Here is a 25,598-nt window from a genome sequence, read left to right as displayed (position 1 = left end):
CATGAATGCAATGGTGGAAGTCGAAGCCCAGGCGGTGGCCGCCGCGGCCCGCAAGGCCGCCGAGGCGGGCCAGTACCTGACCTTCGTGCTCGGAGGCGAGGCCTATGCCATCGGCATCCTCGCGATCAAGGAAATCATCGAGTACCACGAGCTGACCGAGGTGCCGATGATGCCGGCCTGCGTGCGCGGCGTGATCAACCTGCGCGGCGCGGTGGTGCCGGTGGTCGACCTGCAGGCGCGCTTCGGGCGCAAGACGGGCGAAGTGACCAAGCGCACCTGCATCGTGATCGTGGAAGTGGCTGCGCAAGGCGAGCGCCAGGTGATCGGCGTCGTGGTCGACGCGGTGAGCGAAGTGCTCGACATCGAGGCCTCGGCCATCGAGCCGGCCCCGAGCTTCGGCGCGGGCATCCGCACCGACTTCATCCAAGGCATGGGCAAGGTGCGCGGCAAGTTCGTGATCCTGCTCGACGTGGACCGCGTGCTGTCGTTGAACGACCTCAGCGCCATGTCCGGTGCCCTCGGCACCCCCAACGACTGAACCGGGTTTCGGTGGGCGGTCGCTCCAACTCCAACACCTTCAAGTGAGTGCACAAATGAACTGGTTCTCTCGTCTCAAACTGGCACACAAGCTGTCGATCACCTTCCTCGTCTGCTCGGTGCTGACCGCGGCGGTGGGCGTGTACGGCCTCACCCGCATGAGCGTGCTGGGTGACATGCTGGGCTACACCTACGACAACAACGTGGTGTGCCTGCAGCAGATCGGCGAGGCGCAGATGCGCCTGTCGGCGCATGCGCGGGCCTATGTGCGCCTGCTGTCGATGAAGAAGGTGGAAGACATGAAGTCCACCACCGACCGGGCCAAGAGCCACCTGGACAAGTTCAACAAGTCCATCCAGGAGTACCGCGCCACCACGCTCAGCGCCAAGGAAGCTGCGCTGCAGAAGGAGCTGGATGCGCAGCTGCCCGTCTACCTCGGCTACATGGACAAGGTGGCCGCGCTCGCCGCGGCCGGCAAGATCGACGAGGGCGTGGAGCTGTCCAACGGTGCGGCCCGCAAGGCCACCGACGACATGGAAAAGATCATGGACCGCGTGGTCGAGGAGCTCGGCGCGCAGGCCAAGGCCTCGAACGAACAAGGTGCGGCGACCCTCGCGCAGGCCAAGCTCATCACCACCACGGTGGTGGTGGTCTCGGTGCTGCTGGCCATCGGCCTCGGCCTCTTCGTCACGCGCCTCATCACCCGCCAGCTCGGCGGCGAGCCCGACTACGCGGCCCGGCTGCTCACGCAGGTCGCCCACGGCGACCTCTCGGTGCAGGTGGAGACGCGTGCCAGCGACGACAGCAGCATGCTCTTCGCCGTCAAGCAGATGGTGGGGCGCCTGCAGCAGGTGATCTCCGGCCAGCGCCAGGTGGTCGAGGCCGCCAACCGCGGCAACTTCGATGCGCGCGTCGACCTGAACGGCCTGGAAGGTTTCCAGAAGGAAATGGGCGAAGGCCTGAACCAGCTGGTGACGACCACCGGCCAGAGCATCGACGACGTGGTGCGCGTGATGGGCGCGATGTCGGAAGGCGACCTCACGCAGACCATCGACAAGGACTATGACGGCGCCTTCGGCCAGATGAAGGAGTTCGTCAACAACACCGTGGGCAAGCTCTCGCAGGTGGTGCAGGAAGTCAACAGCAGCGCCGAGTCGCTGGCCGGGGCGTCGGAAGAGGTGAGCGCCACCGCGCAGTCGCTGTCGCAAGCCAGCAGCGAGCAGGCGGCGGGGGTGGAAGAGACGAGCGCGTCGATCGAGCAGATGACGGCCTCGATCTCGCAGAACACCGACAACGCCAAGGTCACCGACGGCATGGCCACCAAGGCCGCGGCCGAAGCGGCCGAGGGCGGCGAGGCGGTGAAGTCGACGGTGGTCGCGATGAAGCAGATCGCGCAGAAGATCGGGATCATCGACGACATCGCCTACCAGACGAACCTCCTGGCGCTCAACGCCGCGATCGAAGCGGCACGGGCGGGCGAGCACGGCAAGGGCTTCGCGGTGGTGGCGGCCGAAGTGCGCAAGCTCGCCGAGCGCAGCCAGGTCGCCGCGCAGGAGATCGGCGACGTGGCCAGCTCCAGCGTGGAACTGGCCGAGAAGGCCGGCCGCCTGCTCGACCAGATGGTGCCCAACATCAAGAAGACGAGCGACCTGGTGCAGGAGATCACCGCCGCCTCGGAAGAGCAGTCGTCGGGTGTCTCGCAGATCAACGCGGCGGTCGGCCAGCTGAGCCAGACCACGCAGCACAACGCCAGCAGCTCCGAGGAGCTGGCCGCCACCGCCGAAGAGATGAGCGGCCAGGCCGAGCAGCTGCAGCAGACGATGTCGTTCTTCAAGGTGTCGTCGGGTGCGGTGCGGGTTGCGGCCCGGCCGCTGGCCGCGCCGGTGGCGGCTCCCGCGCAGCGCCGCGTGAAGGCGCCGGTGCGCAGCCGCGAGCCCAAGGGCGCCAGCGCGCTCGCGATGGCCGAAGTCGACGAAGCCCATTTCGCCAAGTTCTGAGGGTGGTTCAGCAGTTCAGCAGTTAGCAGTACAGCAGTACAGCAGTACGGTAGGGAGAGAAAACCATGTTGCAGATCAAGACCCAGGGCCGCCTCCGCGAGGAGGAAGCGGCCTACGCCGAGTTGCTCGACGCACGCTTCAACCAGGTGCTGGCGGCCGCGGCCGACGGTGACCTGTCGAAGCGTCTCGATGCACATGCCCTGCCGGCGCCGCTGCGCTCTGGCGCGGAGTCGATCAACAAGCTGCTGCGCAGCGTGCAGGCCTTGCGTGAAGACCTGCTGCGCATGCAGGCCGAGCATGCGCGTGGCGACATCGACGTGGTGATCGAACCGCATCGCCATGCCGGCGAGCTGCGCGAGATGGCCGTGGGCGTGAACGACCTCGTCAACGCGCACATCGCGGTGAAGAAGCTCGCGATGGGCGTGGTGGCCGAGTTCGGCAAAGGCAATTTCGAGGCGCCGCTCGCGCCGCTGCCCGGCAAGAAGGCCTTCATCAACGACACCATCGAGAAGGTGCGCGGCAACCTGAAGGGGCTGATCGCCGAGATGAACCACATGTCGAGCGAGCACGAGAAGGGCGACATCGACGTGGTGATCGACACCCAGCGCTTCGATGGCGACTTCCGCGTGATGGCACGTGGCGTCAACGAGATGGTGGCCGCGCACATCGCGGTGAAGAAGCTCGCGATGGGCGTGATCGCGGAGTTCGGGCGTGGCAACTTCGAGGCGCCGATGGCACCGCTTCCGGGCAAGAAGGCGTTCATCAACGACACCATCGAGAAGGTGCGCGGCAACCTGAAGGGGCTGATCGCCGAGATGAACCGCATGTCGAGCGAGCACGAGAAGGGCGACATCGACGTGGTGATCGACGTGCAGCGCTTCGACGGCGACTTCCGCACCATGGCGATGGGCGTAAACGACATGGTCAACGCGCACATCGGCGTGAAGAAGCTCGCGATGGGTGTGGTGTCGGAGTTCGGTCGCGGCAACTTCGAAGCCCCGATGCCGCAACTGCCCGGCAAGAAGGCCTTCATCAACCAGATCATCGAGCAGGCCCGCAGCAACCTGCGCAGCGTGCGCGACGTGGTCGAGCTGATGGGTGCGATGGCCGAGGGCGACCTCACGCGCCAGGTGGAGGGCGAGTACCAGGGCACCTTTGCCGACCTGCAGCGCTACGTGAACGCGATGGTCGACAAACTCTCCGAGGTGGTGGGCGAGGTGAACGGCGGCGCCGAAGCGCTGGCCGGGGCTGCCGAAGAGGTGAGCGCCACCGCGCAGTCGCTGTCGCAGGCGTCGAGCGAGCAGGCGGCGGGCGTGGAACAGACCAGCGCGTCGATCGAGCAGATGACGGCCTCGATCTCGCAGAACACCGACAACGCCAAGGTCACCGACGGCATGGCCACCAAGGCCGCGGCCGAGGCCGCCGAAGGGGGCGAGGCGGTGAAGGCCACCGTGAGCGCGATGAAGCAGATCGCGCAGAAGATCAGCATCATCGACGACATCGCCTACCAGACGAACCTCTTGGCGCTGAATGCCGCCATCGAAGCGGCCCGGGCCGGCGAGCACGGCAAGGGCTTCGCGGTGGTGGCCGCCGAGGTGCGCAAGCTCGCCGAGCGCAGCCAGGTGGCGGCGCAGGAGATCGGCTCGGTCGCGGGTTCCAGCGTGGAGCTGGCCGAAAAGGCCGGCCGCCTGCTCGACCAGATGGTGCCCAACATCAAGAAGACGAGCGACCTGGTGCAGGAGATCACCGCGGCGTCGGAAGAGCAGAGCTCGGGCGTGGCCCAGATCAACTCGGCCGTGAGCCAGCTCAACCAGACCACGCAGCAAAACGCCAGCAGCTCCGAGGAGCTGGCCGCCACCGCCGAGGAGATGAGCGGCCAGGCCGAGCAGCTGCAGCAGACCATGTCGTTCTTCCGCCTGGGCAGCAGCGAGCCCGCCACGCCGCGCACGGCGCCGACCCGGCCGCAGCCGCGGCCGAAGGGTGCGGCCCGCCCGGCGCCGGCGCGCACGGCCGAGCGCAAGAACGGCAGCACGAACGGCAGCGCCAATGGCAAGGCCAACGGCTTCAGCCTCACGCCGCCCGACGAAACGCAGTTCACCCGCTACTGACCCGCCGGCACGACCGCCAGCCCTGCGCCATGCACGTCATCACCGACACCGAGTTCGGCCACTTCCAGCGCTTCATCTTCGATGCGGCGGGCATCAGCCTCTCGCCAGGCAAGAAGGCGCTGGTGAGCGGGCGCCTGGCCAAGCGCCTGCAGGCCCGCCAGCTGCAGAGCTTCTCCGACTACTTCAAGCTGCTCAAGAGCGGCGATGCCGGCGAAGTGCAGATGGCGGTGGACCTGCTCACCACCAACGAGACCTACTTCTTCCGCGAGCCCAAGCACTTCGAGCTGCTGCGCGCGCTGGCGCAGGCGCACGGCGGCCGCGGCGCGCCGATGCGGGTGTGGAGTGCCGCCTGCTCCAGCGGCGAAGAGCCCTACAGCATCGCGATGGTGCTGGCCGATGTCATTGGCGACAGCGGCTGGGAACTGATCGGTTCCGACATCAGCACCCGCGTGTTGGAGCGCTCGCGCCTCGGCCACTACCCGCTGGAGCGCACGCGGCACATCCCGCCGAGCTACCTCAAGCGCTTCTGCCTGCGCGGCGTGGGCGAGCAGGACGGCACGCTGCTCGTCGAGCGCTCCCTGCGGCAGAAGGTGCAGTTCCGCCAGATCAACCTCAACGAGCCGCTGCCGCACACGCAGCCGTTCGACGTGGTCTTCCTGCGCAACGTGATGATCTATTTCAATGCCGAGACCAAGCGGCAGGTGGTGGCGCGCATCGTGGCGCAGTTGAAGCCCGGCGGCTACTTCCTGATCGGCCACTCCGAGAGCCTGAACGACATCAGCAACGCGGTGCAGCCGGTGGCGCCTTCGATCTACCGCAAGCCGTGATGACCACACCCCGATCGCCGTGTACGTCGATCGACCCTCCGGGAGGGTCGGGCCTTGCTTGGGGCGGCCCGGCGCGGCGGCCCGCGACGCCATGAGCAGCTCAGCCCCGTCAGCCGTCGTCGAGCGTGTGCTCAGGCCGGGCGAGGTCGCCGTGGGTGATGCCGGCATGCGCATGCGCACGCTGCTCGGCTCGTGTGTCTCGATCGTGCTGTGGCATGCGCGCTTCCGGGTGGGGGCGATGTCGCACTTCCTGCTGGCGGCGCGCGGCCACGCCGCGCACGGCCCGCTCGATGCGCGCTATGGCGACGAAGCGCTGACGCTCATGATCGCGGGCCTCGCGCGCTACGGTGTGGCGCCGGCCGACTGCGAAGCCAAGATCTTCGGCGGCGGCAACATGTTCCCCGACCAGGCCCACCTCGGCCCGCTGCACGTGGGCCGGCGCAACGGCGAGGCGGCGCGCGAGATGCTGCGCGGCCAGGGCATCGCGGTGGCGAGCGAAAACCTCTTCGGCGTGGGCCACCGGACGATCGTGTTCGAGGTGGCCACCGGCAACGTGTGGGTGCGCCAGGCAGCGTTGCCCACCGGCCCCATGCCCCTGGAGCCACGATGACGAAGGCCGGCGACAACCCGATCCGCGTGATGGTGGTCGACGACTCGGCGGTCGTGCGCCAGGTCGTGACCGGCCTCTTGCAGGCGGCGCCCGACATCGAGGTCATCGCCGCCGTCTCCGACCCGGTGCTTGCCATCGAGCGCCTGAAGACCACCTGGCCCGACGTGATCGTGCTCGACGTGGAGATGCCGCGCATGGACGGCATCACCTTCCTGCGCATGATCATGTCGCAGCGGCCCACGCCGGTGGTGATCTGCTCCACGCTCACCGAGAAGGGTGCGAAGACCACGCTCGAAGCCATGTCGGCCGGCGCGGTGGCGATCGTCACCAAGCCCAAGCTCGGGCTCAAGCAGTTCTTGCAGGATGCGTCGGACGAGCTCGTCGCGACGGTGCGCGCCGCCGCCCGCGCCAACGTGCGACGCCTCGCACCGGGCAGCGCAGCGGCGCCGGTGGTGGCGCCGGCCAAGCACACGGCCGATGCCATCCTGCCGGCGGCCACGCGGGCCATGACCACGACCACCGAGCGCGTGGTGGCGCTCGGCACCTCGACCGGCGGCACGCAGGCGCTGGAAGAGGTGCTGACCGCGCTGCCGCGTGTCTCGCCCGGCATCGTGATCGTGCAGCACATGCCCGAGAAGTTCACCGCGGCGTTTGCGGCGCGGCTCGACACGCTGTGCCAGATCACGGTGAAGGAGGCCGAGCACAACGACCGCGTGGTGCCCGGCCGGGCGCTCATCGCGCCGGGCGGGCGCCACATGCTGCTCAAGCGCAGCGGCGCGCAGTACCACGTGGAGGTGGTCGACGGGCCGCTCGTGAACCGCCACCGGCCCTCGGTCGACGTGCTGTTCCGCTCGGTCGCCAAGAGCGCGGGCGCGAATGCGCTGGGCGTCATCATGACCGGCATGGGCGACGACGGCGCGGCCGGCCTGCTGGAGATGCGAAACCAGGGCGCGCGCACGCTGGCGCAGGACGAAGAGAGCTGCGTGGTCTTCGGCATGCCCAAGGAAGCGATCAAGAAGGGCGGCGCCGAGCGCGTGGTGCCGCTCGCGGGCATCGCGGGCGAGATCCAGCGGCAGTTGATTTAGTGTGAACAGGCCCTAGCATCACGGCGCACCCGGGATGGGTGCGGGAGGATGCGACATGAAGAACACGGTGATGGCCTGCGCGGTGGCAGTGGCGGCTTGTCTTTCGTTTGCGGCCACGGCGGCCGAGCCGGCGCCCTGGCGCATCTCCCACCAGATCGAAGGCTACGGCCCCGATGCGCTCGCGCTATGCCTCGTGAAGCCCCGCCGCGGCGGCTGGGCCGTCAGCCCGGTCGACGACGCCGGGCCCGATTGCGTGGAGGAGCTGCGCTTCGACCGCGAGAGCCGCACGCTCTACATCGCCTTCCCCGGTGTGCTCGGGCTGTCGGAATACCAGTGCAGCGGCAAGCTCAACTTCCAGGGCCGGCACCCCTGTTCGTCGCCGTTCTTCCCGCCGCAGCGCGGCCGGCCCGACTGGCGGCGCCTTGACCGCGAGATGCTGCAGGAGGCGCTGACCGAGGCGAAGGCCTTCGCCTACGTGGAGCAGCAGTTCGCCCGCCAGCGCGAGCAGGAAGCGCTGGAAGCCGAGAAGCGCGCGGTGCGTGACGCGCTGGCTCGCGAGCAGGCTCTGAAGGACTACCGCGCCGCCTTCGATGCGCTCGCCGCGAGCCGCGGCACCGGCGAGGTTGAAGCCTTCATCCGCCGCTACCGCCGCGACGACCCCGACGGCCTGGTGCCGCGCGCGCTGGCCTTGCTCGACGAGCGCGAGAAGCAGGCCGAGGCCGCGGCCCGCGAGCAGGCGCGGCGCCAGTACCTCGCGGCGTTTGCGCTGCTGTCGGTCGAGTCGCCGACCTCGCTGCTGGAAGACTTCATCGTGCGCTACTCGGTGCAGGGCGACCCCGATCGGCTGGTGCCGAGGGCGCGCACGATGCTCGAGGAGCGCCTGCGCCGCCTGCAGGCCGAGGCCGCGGTGCGCGACCGGCGCCAGCGACTCGAAGCGCTGGAGTTCACCATCGCACGCTGCAAGCGGGTGATCGCCGAGTCGCAGGCGGTGCGGCGGCGCGAGGAGAAGATCGCGGCCGGGTCGGGCTACGTGCAGCCGCAGACCCTGCGCCAGGCCGTTGCCAACGAAGTGGACTGCGGCCAGATCATCGACGAGTCGTACAAGCGCTACCGCGAACTCGGAGGCTCCCGCCGCCAGGTCGAGATCGAGTAGCGCGCGTCGATCCTCAGATGCGATCGACGCAACGCGTTCAGACGCGTTCCACGATCAAGGCGATGCCCTGGCCGACGCCGATGCACATGGTGCACAGCGCATAGCGGCCGCCGGTCTTGTGCAGCTGGTTGACCGCAGTGCCGACCAGGCGCGCGCCGCTGGCGCCCAGCGGGTGGCCGAGTGCGATCGCGCCGCCATTCGGGTTGACGCGGGGGTCGTCGTCCTTCAGGCCCAGGTCGCGCAGCACGGCGAGGCCTTGTGCGGCGAAGGCTTCGTTGAGCTCGATCACGTCCATCTGGTCGAGCTTCAGGCCGGTGAGCGCGAGCACCTTGCGCGTGGCCGGGGCCGGGCCGATGCCCATGATGCGCGGCGCGACGCCGGCGGTGGCCATGCCGACGATGCGGGCGCGCGGCGTGAGGCCGTACTTGCCGGCGGCGGCGTCGTTGGCGAGCAGCAGGGCGACCGCGCCGTCGTTCACGCCCGAGGCGTTGCCGGCGGTCACGCTGCCATCGGGGCGCACCACGCCCTTGAGCTTGGCGAGCGCTTCGATCGAGGTCTCGCGCGGGTGCTCGTCCTGCTTCACCACGATCGCATCGCCCTTCTTCTGCGGGATCGTGACCGGCACGATCTCGCCGTCGAAGAAGCCGCTCTTCTGCGCGGCCACGGCCTTCAGCTGCGAGGCGAGCGCCATGCGGTCTTGCGCTTCACGCTCGATCTTGTAGTCGGTGGCCACGTTTTCGGCGGTCTCGGGCATGGAGTCGACGCCGTACTTCTCTTTCATCAGCTTGTTGACGAAGCGCCAGCCGATGGTGGTGTCGTAGACCGCGTTGCTGCGCGAGAAGGCGCTCTCGGCCTTGGGCATCACGAAGGGCGCGCGGCTCATGCTTTCCACGCCGCCGGCCAGCATCAGCTGCGCTTCGCCCGACTTGATGGCGCGCGCGGCGGTGCCCACCGCATCCATGCCCGAGCCGCAGAGGCGGTTGATCGTGGCGCCGGGCAGCTCCAGCGGCAGGCCGGCCAGCAGCGACGACATGCGCGCCACGTTACGGTTGTCTTCGCCCGCCTGGTTGGCGCAGCCGTAGATCACGTCGGCCACGGCGGCCCAGTCGACCTTCGCGTTGCGCTCCATCAGCGCCTTCAAGGGAATGGCGCCGAGGTCGTCGGTGCGCACGGACGACAGTGCGCCGCCGTAGCGGCCGAAGGCGGTGCGCGCGTAGTCGCAAATGAAGGCTTGGGTCATGTGGAACTCCCGGTGAAAAAGTGGAAAAGTGCTGCCTCGGATTATCGTCAGCGGGCCTTTCGCGCACCGCCTGCACAGTGGAACGAAACGCACTTGGAAACGGGGTTCAAGCCGCGGCCGATTGCTGCCGAAATCAGTCGGCGGCGTGCCGCTTGTTTTGCTTCGTTCCCGTGAGTTCGCCCGCCCCCCGATCACCGTCCTCCGCCAGCGTCGCCCTGCACCGGCGCCGCGTGAAGCGCATGCTGCTGCTGGGCAGCGGCGTCGCGCTGGCCACCTGTGTCGGCTGGGGGACCTTCTTTGCCTTGCGCGGGGACTGGTTCGTCGTCGGCTTCGATGTCGTGACCGCGGGGCTGGCCATCGCCATTGCGGTCATCACTTGGCGCGGGCACGCGCGCCTGGCGTCGTACCTGCTGATCGCGACGATGTACGTGGTGCTCTGCGTGAACGCTGCGCTGCTCGACATCCCCACGCAGGCCATCCCACGTTCGGCGCATGCCTTCCTCATCGCGCTCGGCGTGGTGGCGTGCCTCTTGATGCGCGACGAGCCGGCGTGGTTGCGGCATGGCGTGCCGCTGCTGTGCCTGGCCACCTATGTGGTGTTTGCGAGCACGCCCGTGGGCTGGGCGTCGCCGTATGCGCTGCCCGAGAGCGTGCGGGCGAGCGGCGTGTGGGTCAACCACGGCGTGGCGATGCTCGCCGTGCTGCTCGTGCTGCACGTGATCCAGAACGACGCGGCCGAGCGCAGCCGCCTGGAGGGCGAGCTGCGCGATGCGCTGGTGCGCGGCGAGCTGCTGCTGCACTACCAGCCGCAGGTCACGGCCGACGGCCGCATCGTCGGCGCCGAGGCGCTGGTGCGCTGGCAGCACCCGCAGCGCGGCATGGTGCCGCCGGGTGAGTTCGTGCCGGTGGCCGAACGCACCGGCCTGATGCTGCCGATGGGCGACTGGGTGTTGAAGACCGCCTGCCAGCAGCTGGCCCTCTGGCAGCGGCGGCCCGACACGGCCGGCCTGGTGGTGGCCGTCAACGTGAGTGCGGCGCAGTTCGCGCAAACCGATTTCGTGGCGCGGGTGCTGGCCTGCGTGGCGCAGTCGGGCGCCGACCCCGCCGGCCTCAAGCTCGAGCTGACCGAGAGCATGCTGGCGCACGACGTGGAAGACATCATCGCGAAGATGACGGCGCTCAAGGCGCGTGGCATCGGCTTCTCGCTCGACGACTTCGGCACCGGCTTTTCCTCGCTCAGCTACCTGCGCCGCCTGCCGCTCGACCAGCTGAAGATCGACCAGTCGTTCGTGGCCAACATGCTGCAGTCGCCGAAAGAGGCGGCCATCGTGCAGGCGCTGATCTCGCTCGGGCACAACCTGGGCATCGCGCTCATCGCCGAGGGCGTCGAGACCGCCGAGCAGCGGCAGGTGCTGCACGAGAAGGGCTGCAGCGTCTACCAGGGCTATCTCTTCAGCCGGCCGGTCGCGAGCGCCGCGTTCGAAGCGCTGCTGGCCGGGCCTGTCAACGCTCAGGCGGCGCGCGCCACGGTCTCGTTGGCGTAGACGCGGCCGTGGCGGTTGGCGAGGAAGTCGTCGAGCCGCAGATCCTCCTGCCGCACGAAACCCTGCTGCGGCAGCCGGCCTTCGGCCAGCAGGTCGAGCATGGCGCACAGGCTGCTCGCGGTCGTCACCTGGATGGCGCTGCGCAAGCGGCCGCCCAGCACCTGGCTGTAGATCTTGCGGGCATAAGTCTCTTGCTGCAGGTGGCCGTCGCGCAGGCCGCTCACGGTCACGAAGACGATGACCACGTCTTGCAGCGTGGCGGGCAGGGCGTTTTCGAGGATGTCTTTCAGCACCTCGCGCCGGTCTTTCAGGCGCAGGTCGTGCAGCAGCGCTTTCATGATGGCCGCATGGCCGGGGTAGCGGATGGTGCGGTAGTTGAGCGTGCGCACCTGGCCCGCCAAGGATTCGCACAGCGTGCCCAGGCCGCCCGAGGTGTTGAAGGCTTCGTAGAGCACGCCGTCGAGCGAGAATTCCTCGCGCTCCTCGAGCGCCGGTACGCTCGTGAGGCGGCCGTCGACGATGGCCTCGCAGGGCTCGCAGTACTCGTTGATGACGCCTTCGGTGCTCCAGGTCAGGTTGTAGTTGAGGGCGTTGCTCGGGTAGGCGGGCAGGGCGCCCACGCGCATGCGCACGCTGTCGAGGCGCTCGAAGCGGCGGGCGAGATCGGCGGCCACGATGGAGATGAAGCCGGGCGCGAGGCCGCACTGCGGGATGAAGGCGCTCGTCGCCCCCTCGGCCAGCTCGCGGATGCGGCGGGTGCTGGCCACGTCTTCGGTGAGGTCGAGGTAGTGCACGCCCGCGGCACGCGCGGCCTCGGCCACCTTCACCGTCAGGTGGTAGGGCGCGGCGCTGAGCACCGCGAACTTGCCGTGCAGCGCCGCACGCAGCTGGGCGGGGTCGTGCACGTCGAGCACCAGGGCGTCGAGGTCGGCGTGGGGCGTTTCGCGCTTCAACTCGGCCAAGGCCTCGGCCGAGCGGTCGGCCACCGTCACTTGGTAACGCAAGGGGCCGGCCGACTGGGCCAGCAGTGCGGCGACCACCGAGCCGATCTTGCCGCCGCCGATGACGAGGATGGAATGGGTGGGCATGGCAGGCTCCTGTGCGGTGGACGTACACCCATTTTCGGCAGCCCCTGCGCAATCTGCAGCTGGTGTTTCGACGATCCAGCGCCCATAGTTCGGCAATCCGACGAGTCTCATTGGCACATATGACCAGCTCCCCCCTCGATGCCACCGACCGCGCCCTGCTTGCCCTGCTGCGCGAGAACGCCCGCACGCCGGTGGCCGAGCTGGCTCGCGCGCTCAAGCTCTCGCGCACCACGGTGCAAAGCCGCATCGCGCGGCTGGAGCGGCAGCGGGTGGTGGTGGGCTACACCGTGGTGGTGCCCGATGCGGCCGAGGCCGCGCTGGTGCGCGCTCACATCTTCATCACCGTGGCGCCCCGCCAGAGCGGGGCCATCGAGCAGGCACTGCGGCGCATTCGCGAGCTGCGGGTGCTGCAGTCGGTCAGCGGGCCCTTCGACCTCATCGCGTTGGTGGCGGCGCATTCCATCGGCGAGCTCGATGCGCTGATCGACCGCATCGGCGCGCTTGACGGCGTGGAGCGCACCACTTCGGCCATCGTGCTGTCGACGCGGATCGAGCGTTAGGCACTTTGAACAGACTTGGCATCCGGGCCCTCACGTAGGGCGCGAAGGCGCTTTGCGCAATAACGCACACACCGTGCGTCTTGCATCGCAGCACTGTCAGAACTTGCAGGTGCGGCCCTCTGACCGCTGAACATAATCGGTTCAAGTTCAGGGGGCTGGCGACCGAAAAGTCGCACAAGCAATGCAGATTCACGGGGCCACGAGCCACCGTCATGAAAGAAGTACCTACACCCACACTGATCGACGTGGCCCAGCTGCGCATCGGGATGTTTGTGCATCTCGATGGTGGATGGATGTCGCACCCGTTTCCCCTGAGCAGCTTCAAGATCGGCTCGGCGGCCCAGATCGCGACCATCCGTTCCCTCGGCAAGCAGCGCGTGCGCTGGAGCCCGGAGAAGAGCGACCCCGCGGCCGTCGAAAGCCTCACCCACCCCGGCCCGGCCGAAGACCCGTCGGTGCCCGACACCGTGCCCGCCGAAGCGCACGTGGCCCCCATCACCGAAAGCGCCGAAGCGCAGGCGCGCCGCCGACAGCGCGAAGCCCTGCTGGCGCAGCGCGAGGCGCTGCAGCTGTGCGAGGCCCAGTTCGCCGAAGCGACGACGGCCTGCAAGCGGGCGTCGGAGATCGTGCTCACGCAGCCGCAGGTGGCGCGCGAGCAGACCGAGGCGCTGGCCCAGGCCTTCGTCGACAAGATGATCGGCCAGCAGGACATGTGCATCCGCCTGCTCACCGAAGCCGCAGGCGACAAGGCCTCGCTGCATGCCGTCAACGTGGCGGTGATCTCGCTGCTGATGGGCAAGACCTTCGGCCTGTCGGCCCAGGAGATGGTCGACCTGGGCGTGGGCTCGATGCTGCACGACATCGGCAAGATCGAGCTGCCCGAGCGGGTGCGCCACCGCGAAGAGCACTTCACCCCGGCCGAGAACCAGTTCTATCAAGAGCACGTGGCCCACGGCGTGACCATCGCCAAGAAGATGGGCTTGGCCGCCGGCGCCACGCTCGTGATCGCCCAGCACCATGAGCATGCCGACGGCAGCGGCTTCCCGCTGCGCCTGAACAGCGACCGCATGACGATCGCCGCGCGCATCGTCTCGCTCATCAACCGCTACGACAACATGTGCAACCCGCACGTGCCCTCGCGTGCGCTCACGCCGCACGAGGCGCTGTCGCTACTGTTTGCTCAGGGAAAAAACCGCTACGACACCGCCATCCTCGGGGGCTTCATCAAGATGATGGGCGTGTACCCGCCAGGCTCGGTGGTGCAACTCACCGACGACCGTTATGCGATGGTCGTCTCGGTCAACTCCTCGCGCCCGCTCAAGCCGCGCGTGATGGTGCACGAGCCGCGGGTGCCGCGCGACGAAGCGCTGCTGCTCAACCTGGAGACCGAGCCGCGCCTGGGCATCCGCCGCAGCCTGAAGCCGCAGCAGCTGCCGACCGAGTCGCTCGACTATTTGTCGCCGCGCACCCGGGTGGCCTATTTCTTTGAACCCTACGCGGCACCCTTGGAGGAGGCGGCGTGAGCGCCGCCGCGCCGGGCCGCCCCAAGCAAGGCGCCACCCTCGCGGAGGGTCGGTCGCCGTACTCGGCGACCGGGGTGTCGACATGAGCGCCGCGGCGAGGGCCGCAACGCTTGAACACTGGTCGGCCCTGATCGAAGGGCTGCTCGACCCCGTCTGGCTGGTCGACGCGACCGACCTCTCCATCCTCGCGGCCAACACGGCAGCCGGCGCGCTGCTGGGCATCGATGCCTGGTCGCTGCGCGGCCGCGCGGCCACCGACCTGAGTGCCACCGCCGAAGACTTCGCCTTCTGGGACGAAGCCCGCGAGGGTCTGTCGGAAGCCATCCTGTCCGACACGGCTGTGCGCCGCTTCGACGGCAGCATCGTGCCCGTCACGCGGCGTGTGAGCCGCATCGGCCAGATGAGCGACTGCGAGGTGCTGATCGTCACCCTGCGCGACCTCACGCAGCAGCGTGCCGCCGAGGAAGAGCTCGACACACGCGTGGCCGAGCTGCGCGCCACGCTGGAGTCGAGCGCCGAGGGCATTCTGGTCACCGACCTGTCGGGCGCCATCCGCAATTTCAACCGCCGCTTCGCCACGATGTGGGGCCTGCCCGACGAGCTGCTCACGCAACGCGACGACCGCGCCGTGCAGGACTGGATGCGCCGCAGCGTGACCGACGGCGACCAGTACGTGCGCCGCCTGTCGGCCATCCTCGACGCGGCGCTCCTGCAGGCCACCGACACGCTCACGCTGCACTCGGGCAAGGTGCTCGAGCGGGTGACGCTGCCGCAATGCAGCCGCGGCCAGCCGATCGGGCGGGTGTTTTCCTTCCGCGACATCACCGAGCAGCTCGCCGCGCAGCAGCGCATCGAGCAGCTCTCGCACACCGACGCGCTCACCGGCCTGCCCAACCGCCGCCTGCTGGAAGACCGCGTGGAATTCGCCCTCGCGATGGCGCAGCGCAACGGCCAGCCGTTTGCGCTGATGGTGTTCAACCTCGACCGCTTCAAGCACGTCAACGACACGCTCGGCATGGGCGCGGGCGACAAGGTGCTGCTCGAAGTCACCGAGCGCATCAAGAGCTGCCTGCGCAACGTCGACACCGTGGCCCGGCTGGGCGGCGACGAGTTCGTGCTGCTGGTGCACCACGCCGACGCGGCCGGCGCCGAGGCCACCGCACGGCGCCTGCTCGACGCGATGGGCCGGCCCTTCACGCAAGGCGGCGAGAGTTTCACCGTGACCTGCAGCATCGGCGTGGCGCTGTGCCCATCAGACGGCAACGCGCTCGACGAGCTGATGCGCGGTGCCGCCACCGCGATGCAGCGCGCCAAGGAGTCGGGCCGCGCGAGCTTCCGCTTCCACCAGGCGCAGACCGAAGGTGTGCGCCGCTCGCGCATGCAGATGGACCACGCCATGCGCCAGGCGCTGGTGAGCGGGCTCTTCCGCCTGCACTTCCAGCCGCAGGTCGACCTGAAGACCGGTGCGGTGATCGGCGCCGAGGCGCTCATCCGCTGGCGCGACCCGGTGCTGGGCGAGGTGTCGCCGGGCGAGTTCATCCCGGTGGCCGAAGAGAGCGGCTTCATCATCCCCATCGGTGACTGGGTGCTGTCGCAGGCGGTGCGCCAGGCGGCGGCGTGGCGCACACGCGGCATCGTGATGCCGGTGTCGATCAACGTGTCGGCGCTGCAGTTCCAGCAGACCGATTTTCTGCAGCGCGTGCAGCACGAGCTCACCACGGCGGCGCTGCCGCCCGAGCTGCTGGAGCTGGAGCTGACCGAGAGCATCCTCATCCGCGATTCGGAAGATGCGCTGCGCCGCCTCGAAGCCCTGCACCAGCTGGGCGTGGGGCTGGCCATCGACGACTTCGGCACCGGCTATTCGAGCCTGGGCTACCTGAAGCGATTCCCCATCCACCGGCTCAAGATCGACCGCAGCTTCGTGAGCCACCTGCCCGGCGACGCGAGCGACCAGGCCCTCGTCAACGCCATCGTCCAGCTGGGCCGTGCGATGAACCTGAAGGTGATCGCCGAGGGCGTGGAGACCGAGCCGCAGCGGCAGTTCCTGCTCGATGCCGGCTGCGACGAGTTCCAGGGTTACCTGTATGCCGCGGCGCTCGACAGCGCGTCGTTCGAGGCGCGGGTGGGCGTGGCAGCCGCACCGGCCGCCACCAAGGTGCCGGTGCGGCTCATCAAGAAGTAGCTACGTCACCACCTGCCGCTGCTCGCCCAGGCCGCCGATGCCGAGCGTCATCACGTCGCCGGCCTTCAGGAACTGCGGCGGCTTCATGCCCATGCCCACGCCGGGTGGCGTGCCGGTGCAGAGGATGTCGCCGGGCAGGAGCGTCATGAAGCGGCTCACGTAGCTCACCAGCTGCGCCACGCCGAAGATCATGGTGGCGGTGCTGCCGCTCTGGCGGCGCACGCCGTTCACGTCGAGCCACATGTCGAGCGCCTGCGGGTTGGGCACCTCATCGGCCGTCACCAGGTAGGGGCCGATGGGGCCGAAGGTGTCGCAGCCCTTGCCCTTGTCCCAGGTGCCGCCGCGCTCGATCTGGTATTCACGCTCCGACACGTCGTTCACCACGGTGTAGCCGGCCACGTAGGCGAGCGCTTCGGCCTCGGCCACATGGCGGGCGGTGCGGCCGATCACCACGCCCAGCTCCACCTCCCAGTCGGTCTTCACGCTGCCGGGTGGCAGCATCACCGGGTCGTTCGGGCCGGTGATGCAGGTCGTGGCCTTGAGGAAGACGATGGGCTCCTTGGGCAGCGGCAGGCCGGCTTCGGCAGCATGGTCGGCGTAGTTGAGGCCGATGGCGACGAACTTGCTGATGCCCGTGTACGGCACGCCCAGCCGGGGCTGGCCGCTCACTTTCGGGTAGGCCTCGGGTTTCAGCGTCGACAGGCGCTTCAGGCCCTCGAGCCCGAGCGTGGGCAGATGCAGGTCGGGCACGTCGGCCGACAGGTCCCGCAATTGCCCCGAAGCGTCCAAGGCCCCGATGCGTTCATGCCCATCCGGGCCAAAGCGAAACCATTTCATGGCATTCCGATCAGGATTGAGGTGATGGCAGGCGATGCGATTTTCATACCATTGCCCTGCTCCGGTTGAACGAGGTGGCGAACGATGCAAGCGATCGAACGAGCCCTTGAGCAACGCCTGGCACCGCAGGGCGTGCCGCTGGCGGTGGTGTTGCCCGGTGGCCGGCGCCTCGGTCAGGCCGACGCCGCGGTCACGCTGCGGCTGCACGAGCTGGCACCGCTGGCGCACCTGGCCACCGGCCAGATCGGCCGGGTGGCCGAGGCGTATGTCGAAGGCCGGCTCGACATCGACGGCAGCATGCGCGACCTGATGGCCGTGGCGGCGCTGTTGGTGGGCGACGACGCATTGGCCGACGACGCGGCGCGCCCGCTCCATTGGTGGAGCAACCTCGTGCGCACCGTGAAGTCGCGCGTGCGGCACCAGCTCGATGCGGATGCGCGGCAGGTGCAGTTCCACTACGACGTCTCCGACGACTTCTATGCGTTGTGGCTCGACGAGCGCCGCGTCTACTCCTGCGCCTACTGGAAAGACCCCGCGATGACGCTTGACGGCGCCCAGGCCGCCAAGCTCGACCACATCTGCAGGAAGCTCATGCTGCGCGAGGGCGAGCGTTTTCTCGACATCGGCGCCGGCTGGGGTGGCCTCTTGCTGTGGGCGGCCGAGCACTACGGCGTGCGGGCCGACGGCATCACGCTCTCGAAGAACCAGCATGCGCACGTCAACCGGCTGATCGACGCGCGTGGCCTGCGTGGGCGCGTGACCATGACGCTGTGCGACTACCGAGACCTACCTGAAGCCGAGCCCTACGACGCCATCGCCTCGGTCGGCATGTTCGAGCACGTGGGGCATGCCAACCTGCCGGTCTACTTCCATCAGGTGCACCGGCTGCTCAGGCCGGGTGGCCTCCTGATGAACCACGGCATCACCGCCGGCGGCACGCGCAACCACCAGCTCGGCGCCGGCATGGGCGATTTCATCGAGCGCTACATCTTCCCGGGCGGCGAGCTGATGCACCTGTCGCACGTGCTCAAGGTGACGAGCGAAGCGGCGCTCGAGCCGGTCGACGTGGAAAACCTGCGCCCGCATTACGCCCGCACGCTCTGGGCCTGGAGCGACCGGCTGGAAGCCCAGCTGGCGCGGGCCCGCGAACTCACCCGCGAGAGCGTGGTGCGCGCCTACCGCCTCTACCTGGCCGGCAGCGCGATGAGCTTCGAGCAGGGCTGGATCTCGTTGCAGCAGGTGCTCGCGACCCGGCCCGACCACGACGTCGCCTCGGGCCCGATGCGGGGCGCACAATCCCGCTTTCCGTTCAACCGCGAGTACATCTACCGATGATCTACAAGTTCAAGTCGAAGGCAGCCGGTGACGTGATCATGATGGGCCCGAGCGGCGACCAGGTGCTGCGCCTGATCGGCAAGGAGCCGTCGGCCAAGGGCATCATCGAGCCGGCGCAGATGCCGGCCGCCATGCAGGCGATCGAAGCGGCCATCACCGCCGACGAGGCCGCACGCAAGGAAGCCGAAGCCGAAGACGGCAAGGCCCCGAAGGGCGACGGCGTCTCGCTGCGCCAGCGCGCCTGGCCGCTGGTCGAGATGATGAAACGCGCCCATGCGGCGAATGAAAACATCGTGTGGGGAGTCTGATCTCATGAAGCTCACGAGCACCAGCTGGAAGAACGGGGCGCGCATCCCCACCCGCTACGCTGCCGGCAAGCCGGGCGACAACGGCCCCACGATGTCCGACAACGTGAACCCGCAGTTCGCCTGGAGCGAGGTGCCCGAGGGCACGAAATCGTTTGCGCTCATCTGCCACGACGGCGACGTGCCCAGCCGCGGCGACGACGTCAACAAGCCCGACCGCGAAGTGCCCAGCGACCTGCCGCGCACCGACTTCTTCCACTGGGTGCTCACCGACCTGCCCGCGAGCCTGCGGGAGATCAAGGAAGGCGAGTTCAGCGCCGGCGGCCTCACGCCGAAAGGCAAGCCCGGCCCGGCCACGCTGCACGGCGCGCGCCACGGCCTGAACGACTACACCGGCTGGTTTGCCGGCGACCCGGCGATGGCCGGCCAGTACTTCGGCTACGACGGCTGCTTCCCGCCCTTCAACGACACGCTGCTGCACCAGTACGTCTTCACGCTCTACGCCCTCTCGGTGCCGCGCGTGGCCCTCGAAGGCAGCTTCACCGGCGCGCAGCTTCGCGAGGCCATCGCCCCGCATGTGCTCGCACGCGCGTCGCACGTCGGCATCTACACCCTCAACAAGAACCTGCTCGCCTGATGAACCACGTCACCCGGGTGCTCGCCATCCGCCACGGCGAGACCGCCTGGAACGTCGACACCCGCATCCAGGGCCAGCTCGACATCCCGCTGAATGAGACCGGCCGCTGGCAGGCCGAGCGCCTGGCCGCCGCCGTGGCCGACGACGAGCTGCATGCGATCTACGCGAGCGACCTGCAGCGCGCACACCAGACCGCGCAGGCCATCTCGCGCGCCACCGGGCTGCCCATCACCGCCGAGCCAGGCCTGCGCGAGCGGGGCTTCGGCAGCTTCGAAGGCCACACCTACCAGGAGATCGAGGCGCGCTGGCCCGAGGAGTCGCTGCGCTGGCGCAAGCGCGAGCTCGACTTCAGCCCCGGCGGCGTGGGCGAGTCGTTGCGGGTCTTCTACGAGCGCTGCGTCAACACCGCCGCGCGCCTGGCCGCGGCGCACCCCGGGCAGACGATCGCCATCGTGGCGCACGGCGGCGTGATGGACTGCCTCTACCGCGCCGCCTCGCGGCTCGACCTGCAGGCGGCTCGCTCCTGGCAGCTCGGCAACGCCAGCATCAACCGCCTGCTCTACACGCCCGAGGGGTTCAGCCTCGTCGGCTGGAGCGACACCTCGCACCTTGACCAGGGCTCGCTCGACGAGAGCAACGACCGCGTGGGCCACGCGGCCTGAGGCCTGGGGGGATCTCTCCAAACACGGGATGCCCCGCTTGCGCCTCGAGGCGCGGGCGGCACCATGAGCGGATGCTCACCCCCGCCCAAGTGATCGTCCTCGCGACGCCGGTCTTCCTGCTGCTGATCGGAATCGAGTTCCTCGTCGGCCTCAAGCGTGGCCGCAACACCTACCGGCTCAACGATGCGATGAACAGCATCGGCCTCGGGATCATCAGCCAGCTGGTCGACCTCTTCGCGAAGCTCTTCACGCTGTGGCTCTACGCACTCGTGTTCGAGCACGCCTCGCTGTGGCAGCTGTCGGCGAAAGACGCGTGGGTGTGGGTCGCAGGCCTCGTGCTCTACGACTTCTGCTACTACTGGCATCACCGCCTCGGCCACACGGTCGCGCTTTTCTGGGCGGCGCACGTGGTGCACCACCAGAGCGAGGACTACAACCTGTCCACCGCCTTGCGGCAGACCGGCAGCGGCTGGGTGGGCGGCTGGCTCTTCTACCTGCCGATGGCGGTGCTGGGCTTTCCGCCGCTCGTCTTCGGCGTGGTGGCCTTGATCGACCTGCTCTACCAGTACTGGGTGCACACGCAGCACATCGGCAAGCTCGGCTGGTTCGACCGCTGGTTCTGCGCGCCGAGCAACCACCGCGTGCACCACGCGGTCAACGACCGCTACCTCGACAAGAACTACGGCGGCATCTTCATCGTCTGGGACCGCCTCTTCGGCAGCTTCATCGAGGAAGACGACCGTGAGCCCATCGTCTACGGCACTCGCGGCCCGCTGCGCAGCTGGAACCCGGTGTGGGCCAACCTGCAGTACTACACCGAGCTCTTCAAGGACGCGTGGCACGCGAAGCATTGGGGCGACAAGCTGCGCGTGTGGTTCAAGCACCCCGGCTGGCGGCCGGCCGACGTGGCGGCGCGGTTTCCCAAGCCGGCGTTCGACATCGCGCAGGTGCAGCGCTACGACCCGCCGATGTCGCGCGGCGCGCAGTGGGTGTCGGCCGGCCTCTTCGTCGCCCTGCTCGGCGTGACCTCGCTCTTGCTGTGGAACGCCCACACCCTGAGCCTGCCGCAGCAGGTGGTGGGGGTGGTGGGCGTCGTGCTCGGCCTGTGCGGGGTCGGCTGGATCAGCGAGCGGCAACACCCATGACACGCGCGAGGTGACGTTCGCCACTTGGGGTGTGGGTGCGGGCTGATTAACTTCCGGGCATCACATTGCACGGGAGACACCCATGATCAAGTTCCATGACGGCACGCACCCAGACCTCACCAGCTACACAGGCGGCAGGGCCTGGAACAACGCTGAACTCCTCGGCAACCCCGGCGGCCGGATGGCCGGCTGGAACGCCAAGGAGACGGTCATCAGCGGCTTGCTGAAGGCCTGCTCGAAACAGGTGGACGGCCTGGCCATGAACGCCGTCGCCGTGCACGACACCGAAGTGCTGTGGGTGATCAAGGGCTTCCATCAGACCGCCAACCCCGACAACGCGCTCATGCAGGAGTGCCACCTGACGCTCGGCTTTCGGGGCACGGTCTACCACGTGGCCTGCTGGTTCACCGGCACACAGAATCCGGTCATCTCCAGCGTCACGCAAGGCGCCAAGCACAAGGTGGACCTCGACGGGTTCAAGACGGTGAACAGCAAGGGCAAGTGACCGACCGCGGGCAGGAACCCGCCTTGCCGCCCACGGTCAAACCCCGAACGTGGAGGCGCCTTGCAGTCCTTGCCTTTCCATTCCCTGCTGTACCGCTATCTCTTCTACGGCTGGCTCTTCTTCGACGCCAGCCGGGGCGACGTCTTTGCCCGCGCGGCGGCGCTGCGCCACAACCGCGAGCAGGCCCACTGGCTGCCCACCTACATGCGCCGCTGGTGCGTGCTCGGCGTCGGGCTTTTCGTCGTGGCCTACTTCTGCGAGCTGGTGCTGGTGAGCCCGCGGCTGTCGGTGGTCTTCTACGTGCCGAGCGCGCTCACCATGCCGATGAACCTGGTGACGGCGGTGTGCTGGTTCGGCCTCGTCACGCGCTGGGGTGATTAGCGGATTGAAATGAAGCATCGCTCGCCTATGGTTGAAGCATCCCGTGCTCCCGCAGGAGGCTTTCATGGCGATCAAGCGCATGACCAAGGCCGATCGGCCGCAGTCGCTCGGCACCTACAACCCGGTCGGGCATGTGCTGCTCGCCTTTCCCGACGACACCACCGCGCGGCAGGCGATGCAGGCCCTGTACGACGCGGGCTTCGACGCCGACGACGTGCTCTTCTACGACCATGACGAAGAGCGCGAGCAGATGGACGCGATGCTGCCGCGCGCCAGCCAGCTCGCTGGTTTCGGCTACGAGGTGACGCTGATGCGCCGCTACCAGCAGCTCGCCCGCGAAGGCTGCGGCTGGCTGCTCGTCTACGCGCCCGACGGGCCGCACACCGACCGCGCGATGGACATCGCCCGTCACCTCGGCGCGCGCAGCGCGGTGAAGTACCACTGGCTGGTGGTCGAAGACCTGCTCTGAGCCGCCCTCGACCAGCGGCTCAGGCCGCGGCGGGCACCTGCGCGCGGAAGAGCCGGCGCAGCCGCTCCAGCAGGCCGAGGCCGGCGGGTGCGGCCGGGTGGAAGGCATCGGCCGCGATGTGCTGCGCATCGAGCCCCGCGGCGAGGGCGTGGGCGCGCACCGCCTCCACCATCGGCGGCGGGCCGGCGGCGTAGAGGGCGGCGCTGTCGAGGCGGGGGAAGTCGCGCGCCAGCACCTCGTGCACGAGGCCGGTACGGCGCGGCGTGGGCGCGCTCGGGGCCGACAGCACCGGCGTGTAGCGCAGGCGCCGGGCGGCGTGCAGGGCCATCAGCAGGTCGCTGTCGTAGAGATCGCGTTCGTCGCGCACGCCGTGGTAGACGTGGATCTCGGGGTGCTCATCGTCGAGCGCCGCCTGCAGGATCGACAGGATGGGGGCGAGCCCGGTGCCGCCGGCCACCAGCAGCAGCGGGCCGGGCTCCACGCCCCGCCAGGTGGCGCTGCCGAACGGGCCTTCGAGGCGCAGCGTGTCGCCCACGTCGACGTGCTGCGCGATGTGCCCGCTCACGAGCCCTTGCGGGACCATGCGGATGTGGAACTCCAGCTCGCCCTCGCCCGGCAGGTTGGCCATCGAGTAGCTGCGCGGTGGCAGCCGCCCCACGCGCAGGCGGGCGTATTGGCCAGGCTCGAAATGCAGGGCCTGGCCACTCGCGGCCACCCGCAGGCGGATCACGTCGTGGGCCGCGCGCGTCTTCTCGGTCACCCGTACCTTGAGGTGGCGAGGCGGCGGCAGCGCCTGGCGCACCCGCTCGGGCACCAGCCACTCCACCGCCACCGGCCCGCGGGCGCGCGAGCGGCAGGCGAGCACCAGGCCTTGCGCGCGTTCGTCGGCACTGAGCGCTTCGGGCAGGTGAGGGCCGTGCTCCACCTCGCCGTCGAGCACGCGGCATTTGCATTCGCCGCATTCGCCGCTCATGCAGTTGTGGGGGAAGGGCACGCCGGCCGCGAGCGCGGCCTCGAGCAGCGTCTGCTTGTCGCGCAGCGTCACCGGTGCGGCCCATTGGCGAATGGAAAGTCGTGTCGTCATGTCGGTGCTCCTGCGGCGGGTCAGTCGAGCACCAGGCGCACGGGGTGCGTGTGCCGCGTGTGGCGGGCCTGGCTGTGGTCGAAGGCCGAGACCCACACCGACAGGCCGGTCTCGAAGGGCAGGTCGTAGGCGGAGTGCGTGTCGAGCTTGCGGCGGGCTTCGAGGCGCCAGCGGCCGTCTTTCCAGGTGCCCACGGCGGCCACGTCACCGCGGTCGCCGGTGAAGGGCGCTTCCAGCACCACCGAGGGCAGCACCGTGCCCACCGGGTAGGTGTCGAGCTCGGCGCTGTAGGGCACGGTCTCGGCCTTGTGCATCGCGAGCAGCTGGGTGTCGCCGTGGGTGGGGCTCAGGTCGATCGGGCCGAGGCGGGCCTGCAGGGCGGCCATGTCGCGCGGCAGGAACTTGGGCCGCACGTAGGGGCTGCCGGGGATCTTGTCCCAGTTCTGGTCGAAGCCGCCCGACTGCTTGGGGTCTTGGGTGTAGCCGCCGGTGTAGCGCTTGCCGGTTTCGGCGGGCAGGGGTGGGCCGAAGTAGTTGTCGTCGATCTGGCCGAGGCCGCCCGAGCGCACGCTCTTCCAGTGCCACACGTCGACGATGCTGCCGTCGGTGGTGGCGTGCAGGCCGCGGCCGGCCACCGGCGCGGGCTTGCCGGGCAGCGGGTGCGGGCCGAGTTGCGCCGCCCCACCGCCCATGCTGGCCAGGCGCGAGAACATCACGCCGAACTTGTCTTCGTAGTAGTCGTCTTCGTCGTTCTTCGCGTAGCGCGATTCCTTCACCTGCCAGCCCTGCGCCGTCTTCACGAGCGGCAGGTGCTTGTGGCTGCGGGTGCTGTCGGGCCATTCGAAGAGGAAGACCGCGTCGGTCGCGTCGCGCACCGCGCGGATCGTGACCGGTGTCTCACCGTGCGGGAAGTTGGCGCCGCGGGTGGTGTGCACGGTCACGGCGGGGGCGTCTTTCCAGGCTGCGTCGTCGGGCAGGCCGTCGACCACCGGCAGCACCGCCACGCGGCGCATGTGCAGCTCCGAGGTGGCGACCCGCTCGCCGCCGGCCAGCACTGCCCATGCGGCCCCGGCCACGCCCATCGCCGCGAGACCTGCCGCACCGTAGGCCATGCGCGGGCGCAGGATCTTCAGCAGCTGCGCCACGCCGCCCAGCCAGAGCTGCGCGGCCACGTGCAGGCCGACGTAGGCCACGAAACCCCAGGCGGCGGCCTGGTGCACGTTGGCCAGCAGCGGCTCGGGCAGGCGGCCGGCGGCGAAGTACATCAGCGCGCCGCTGGCGCCGGCCACCGCGAGCAGGGCGAAGGCGACCCAGTAGAGCAGCCGGTTCCAGCCGCGGCGGCGCTGCGCCGGGTCGGTGGCGGTGAGGCTGGCCGGCATCAGCTTCACCCGCCCGCCGAGCGCGCCGCGCCACAGCAGCGCCACGTAGGCGCTGGCGGCGGCGAGCAGCAGGTAGGCGCTCCACACGTGCCAACGGCCCACGTCGCCCTGCAACAGCAGTGGCTCGATCCAGCGCCAGCCGAGGCGGCCGTCGCTGTCGGCGATGCGCAGGCCGGTCAGCAGGCTCACGGCCAGGCCGACGACCATCAGCCAGTGGATGACGAAGGTGGGGGTGTCGCTGCGCGGCGAGGCCTCGGTGGAGGGGCCTGGCGGGGTCTTGGCGGACGTGGCTTGGCGGGTCATGGGTGTCTCCTGCACGGCGTGCTTTTTTGTGGAAGGAAAGGGGCCGCGTGGACCCCCTTCACCCAGGAAGCCCGCTCAACTTTTCGCTTGAACGGGGCCCCT

At 69.1% G+C, this 25,598-nt stretch carries 24 protein-coding genes; 19 read left to right on the top strand and 5 right to left on the bottom strand.

The window, feature by feature from the left end:
- Position 1 precedes the first annotated feature (1 nt).
- From KF892_13540 to KF892_13510, 7 genes are all read left to right on the top strand, one after another.
- Positions 2–538, top strand: a complete 537-nt coding sequence (locus KF892_13540; GenBank protein ID MBX3626031.1) for a purine-binding chemotaxis protein CheW — start codon at positions 2–4, stop codon at positions 536–538.
- Between the two features lie 55 nt (positions 539–593).
- Complete coding sequence (locus KF892_13535) at positions 594–2,534, top strand: MCP four helix bundle domain-containing protein (protein MBX3626030.1); 1,941 nt, start codon at positions 594–596, stop codon at positions 2,532–2,534.
- A 65-nt stretch (positions 2,535–2,599) separates the two neighbouring features.
- Positions 2,600–4,642, top strand: a complete 2,043-nt coding sequence (locus KF892_13530) for a HAMP domain-containing protein (protein MBX3626029.1) — start codon at positions 2,600–2,602, stop codon at positions 4,640–4,642.
- Positions 4,643–4,671: 29 nt separating this feature from the next.
- The gene (locus KF892_13525) at positions 4,672–5,469 is read left to right on the top strand and encodes a protein-glutamate O-methyltransferase CheR (protein MBX3626028.1); all 798 of its coding nucleotides are present in this window, start codon (positions 4,672–4,674) and stop codon (positions 5,467–5,469) included.
- 91 nt (positions 5,470–5,560) lie between these two features.
- The gene (locus KF892_13520; protein ID MBX3626027.1) at positions 5,561–6,079 is read left to right on the top strand and encodes a chemotaxis protein CheD; all 519 of its coding nucleotides are present in this window, start codon (positions 5,561–5,563) and stop codon (positions 6,077–6,079) included.
- Positions 6,076–7,164: a chemotaxis response regulator protein-glutamate methylesterase gene (locus tag KF892_13515; protein MBX3626026.1), complete on the top strand. Its 1,089-nt coding sequence runs from the start codon at positions 6,076–6,078 to the stop codon at positions 7,162–7,164. Before KF892_13520 ends, KF892_13515 begins: the two co-directional genes overlap by 4 nt.
- Before the next feature lie 55 nt (positions 7,165–7,219).
- Positions 7,220–8,317, top strand: coding sequence for a hypothetical protein (locus KF892_13510; GenBank protein ID MBX3626025.1), 1,098 nt, complete (start codon positions 7,220–7,222; stop codon positions 8,315–8,317).
- Positions 8,318–8,354: 37 nt separating this feature from the next.
- On the opposite strand, the gene pcaF is transcribed toward KF892_13510, so the two are convergent.
- Entirely contained in the window at positions 8,355–9,557 is a 1,203-nt protein-coding gene (gene pcaF, locus KF892_13505; protein MBX3626024.1) for a 3-oxoadipyl-CoA thiolase, read from the bottom strand.
- Positions 9,558–9,796: 239 nt separating this feature from the next.
- Here pcaF and KF892_13500 point away from each other — a divergent pair, with 239 nt between their 5' ends.
- Complete coding sequence (locus KF892_13500; protein ID MBX3626023.1) at positions 9,797–11,101, top strand: EAL domain-containing protein; 1,305 nt, start codon at positions 9,797–9,799, stop codon at positions 11,099–11,101.
- Here the strand turns inward: KF892_13500 and KF892_13495 are convergent.
- Positions 11,068–12,189: a saccharopine dehydrogenase family protein gene (locus KF892_13495; GenBank protein ID MBX3626022.1), complete on the bottom strand. Its 1,122-nt coding sequence runs from the start codon at positions 12,187–12,189 to the stop codon at positions 11,068–11,070. The genes KF892_13500 and KF892_13495 overlap by 34 nt on opposite strands.
- A 119-nt stretch (positions 12,190–12,308) precedes the next feature.
- Between KF892_13495 and KF892_13490 the strand changes: the two genes are divergently transcribed.
- From KF892_13490 to KF892_13480, 3 genes are all read left to right on the top strand, one after another.
- Positions 12,309–12,749, top strand: coding sequence for an Lrp/AsnC family transcriptional regulator (locus tag KF892_13490; protein MBX3626021.1), 441 nt, complete (start codon positions 12,309–12,311; stop codon positions 12,747–12,749).
- Positions 12,750–12,961: 212 nt separating this feature from the next.
- Positions 12,962–14,272 carry a DUF3391 domain-containing protein gene (locus tag KF892_13485; protein ID MBX3626020.1) on the top strand — a complete coding sequence of 437 codons (1,311 nt, stop codon included), beginning with the start codon at positions 12,962–12,964 and terminating at the stop codon, positions 14,270–14,272.
- Positions 14,273–14,354: 82 nt separating this feature from the next.
- A complete protein-coding gene (locus KF892_13480; protein MBX3626019.1) occupies positions 14,355–16,454 on the top strand; it encodes an EAL domain-containing protein in 2,100 nt (699 codons plus the stop codon).
- Here KF892_13480 and KF892_13475 read toward each other — a convergent pair whose 3' ends face one another.
- Positions 16,455–17,291: a fumarylacetoacetate hydrolase family protein gene (locus tag KF892_13475; GenBank protein MBX3626018.1), complete on the bottom strand. Its 837-nt coding sequence runs from the start codon at positions 17,289–17,291 to the stop codon at positions 16,455–16,457. It abuts the gene before it with no gap.
- An 84-nt stretch (positions 17,292–17,375) separates the two neighbouring features.
- Here KF892_13475 and KF892_13470 point away from each other — a divergent pair, with 84 nt between their 5' ends.
- From KF892_13470 to KF892_13435, 8 genes are all read left to right on the top strand, one after another.
- Positions 17,376–18,626 carry a class I SAM-dependent methyltransferase gene (locus KF892_13470; protein ID MBX3626017.1) on the top strand — a complete coding sequence of 417 codons (1,251 nt, stop codon included), beginning with the start codon at positions 17,376–17,378 and terminating at the stop codon, positions 18,624–18,626.
- The gene (locus tag KF892_13465) at positions 18,623–18,934 is read left to right on the top strand and encodes a DUF1840 domain-containing protein (GenBank protein MBX3626016.1); all 312 of its coding nucleotides are present in this window, start codon (positions 18,623–18,625) and stop codon (positions 18,932–18,934) included. The genes KF892_13470 and KF892_13465 overlap by 4 nt, the downstream gene beginning before the upstream one ends.
- Before the next feature lie 4 nt (positions 18,935–18,938).
- Positions 18,939–19,568 (top strand): YbhB/YbcL family Raf kinase inhibitor-like protein, encoded by a 630-nt coding sequence (locus tag KF892_13460; protein ID MBX3626015.1) that lies wholly within the window; start codon positions 18,939–18,941, stop codon positions 19,566–19,568.
- A complete protein-coding gene (locus tag KF892_13455; protein MBX3626014.1) occupies positions 19,568–20,230 on the top strand; it encodes a histidine phosphatase family protein in 663 nt (220 codons plus the stop codon). The genes KF892_13460 and KF892_13455 overlap by 1 nt, the downstream gene beginning before the upstream one ends.
- A gap of 71 nt (positions 20,231–20,301) precedes the next feature.
- Entirely contained in the window at positions 20,302–21,375 is a 1,074-nt protein-coding gene (locus tag KF892_13450) for a sterol desaturase family protein (protein MBX3626013.1), read from the top strand.
- Positions 21,376–21,457: 82 nt separating this feature from the next.
- Entirely contained in the window at positions 21,458–21,880 is a 423-nt protein-coding gene (locus tag KF892_13445; GenBank protein ID MBX3626012.1) for a hypothetical protein, read from the top strand.
- A gap of 60 nt (positions 21,881–21,940) precedes the next feature.
- Positions 21,941–22,261, top strand: coding sequence for a hypothetical protein (locus KF892_13440; GenBank protein ID MBX3626011.1), 321 nt, complete (start codon positions 21,941–21,943; stop codon positions 22,259–22,261).
- 64 nt (positions 22,262–22,325) lie between these two features.
- Positions 22,326–22,730 (top strand): hypothetical protein, encoded by a 405-nt coding sequence (locus KF892_13435; protein MBX3626010.1) that lies wholly within the window; start codon positions 22,326–22,328, stop codon positions 22,728–22,730.
- A 19-nt stretch (positions 22,731–22,749) separates the two neighbouring features.
- Here KF892_13435 and KF892_13430 read toward each other — a convergent pair whose 3' ends face one another.
- Together KF892_13430 and KF892_13425 are read right to left on the bottom strand one after the other, a co-directional pair.
- The gene (locus KF892_13430) at positions 22,750–23,814 is read right to left on the bottom strand and encodes a 2Fe-2S iron-sulfur cluster binding domain-containing protein (protein MBX3626009.1); all 1,065 of its coding nucleotides are present in this window, start codon (positions 23,812–23,814) and stop codon (positions 22,750–22,752) included.
- Positions 23,815–23,834: 20 nt separating this feature from the next.
- The gene (locus KF892_13425) at positions 23,835–25,496 is read right to left on the bottom strand and encodes a cytochrome b/b6 domain-containing protein (protein ID MBX3626008.1); all 1,662 of its coding nucleotides are present in this window, start codon (positions 25,494–25,496) and stop codon (positions 23,835–23,837) included.
- Between the last annotated feature and the right edge of the window lie 102 nt (positions 25,497–25,598).

Source organism: Rhizobacter sp., from assembly GCA_019635355.1.
Classification (GTDB): Bacteria; Pseudomonadota; Gammaproteobacteria; order Burkholderiales; family Burkholderiaceae_C; genus Rhizobacter.
This window is presented reverse-complemented; position numbering and strand designations above follow the sequence as displayed.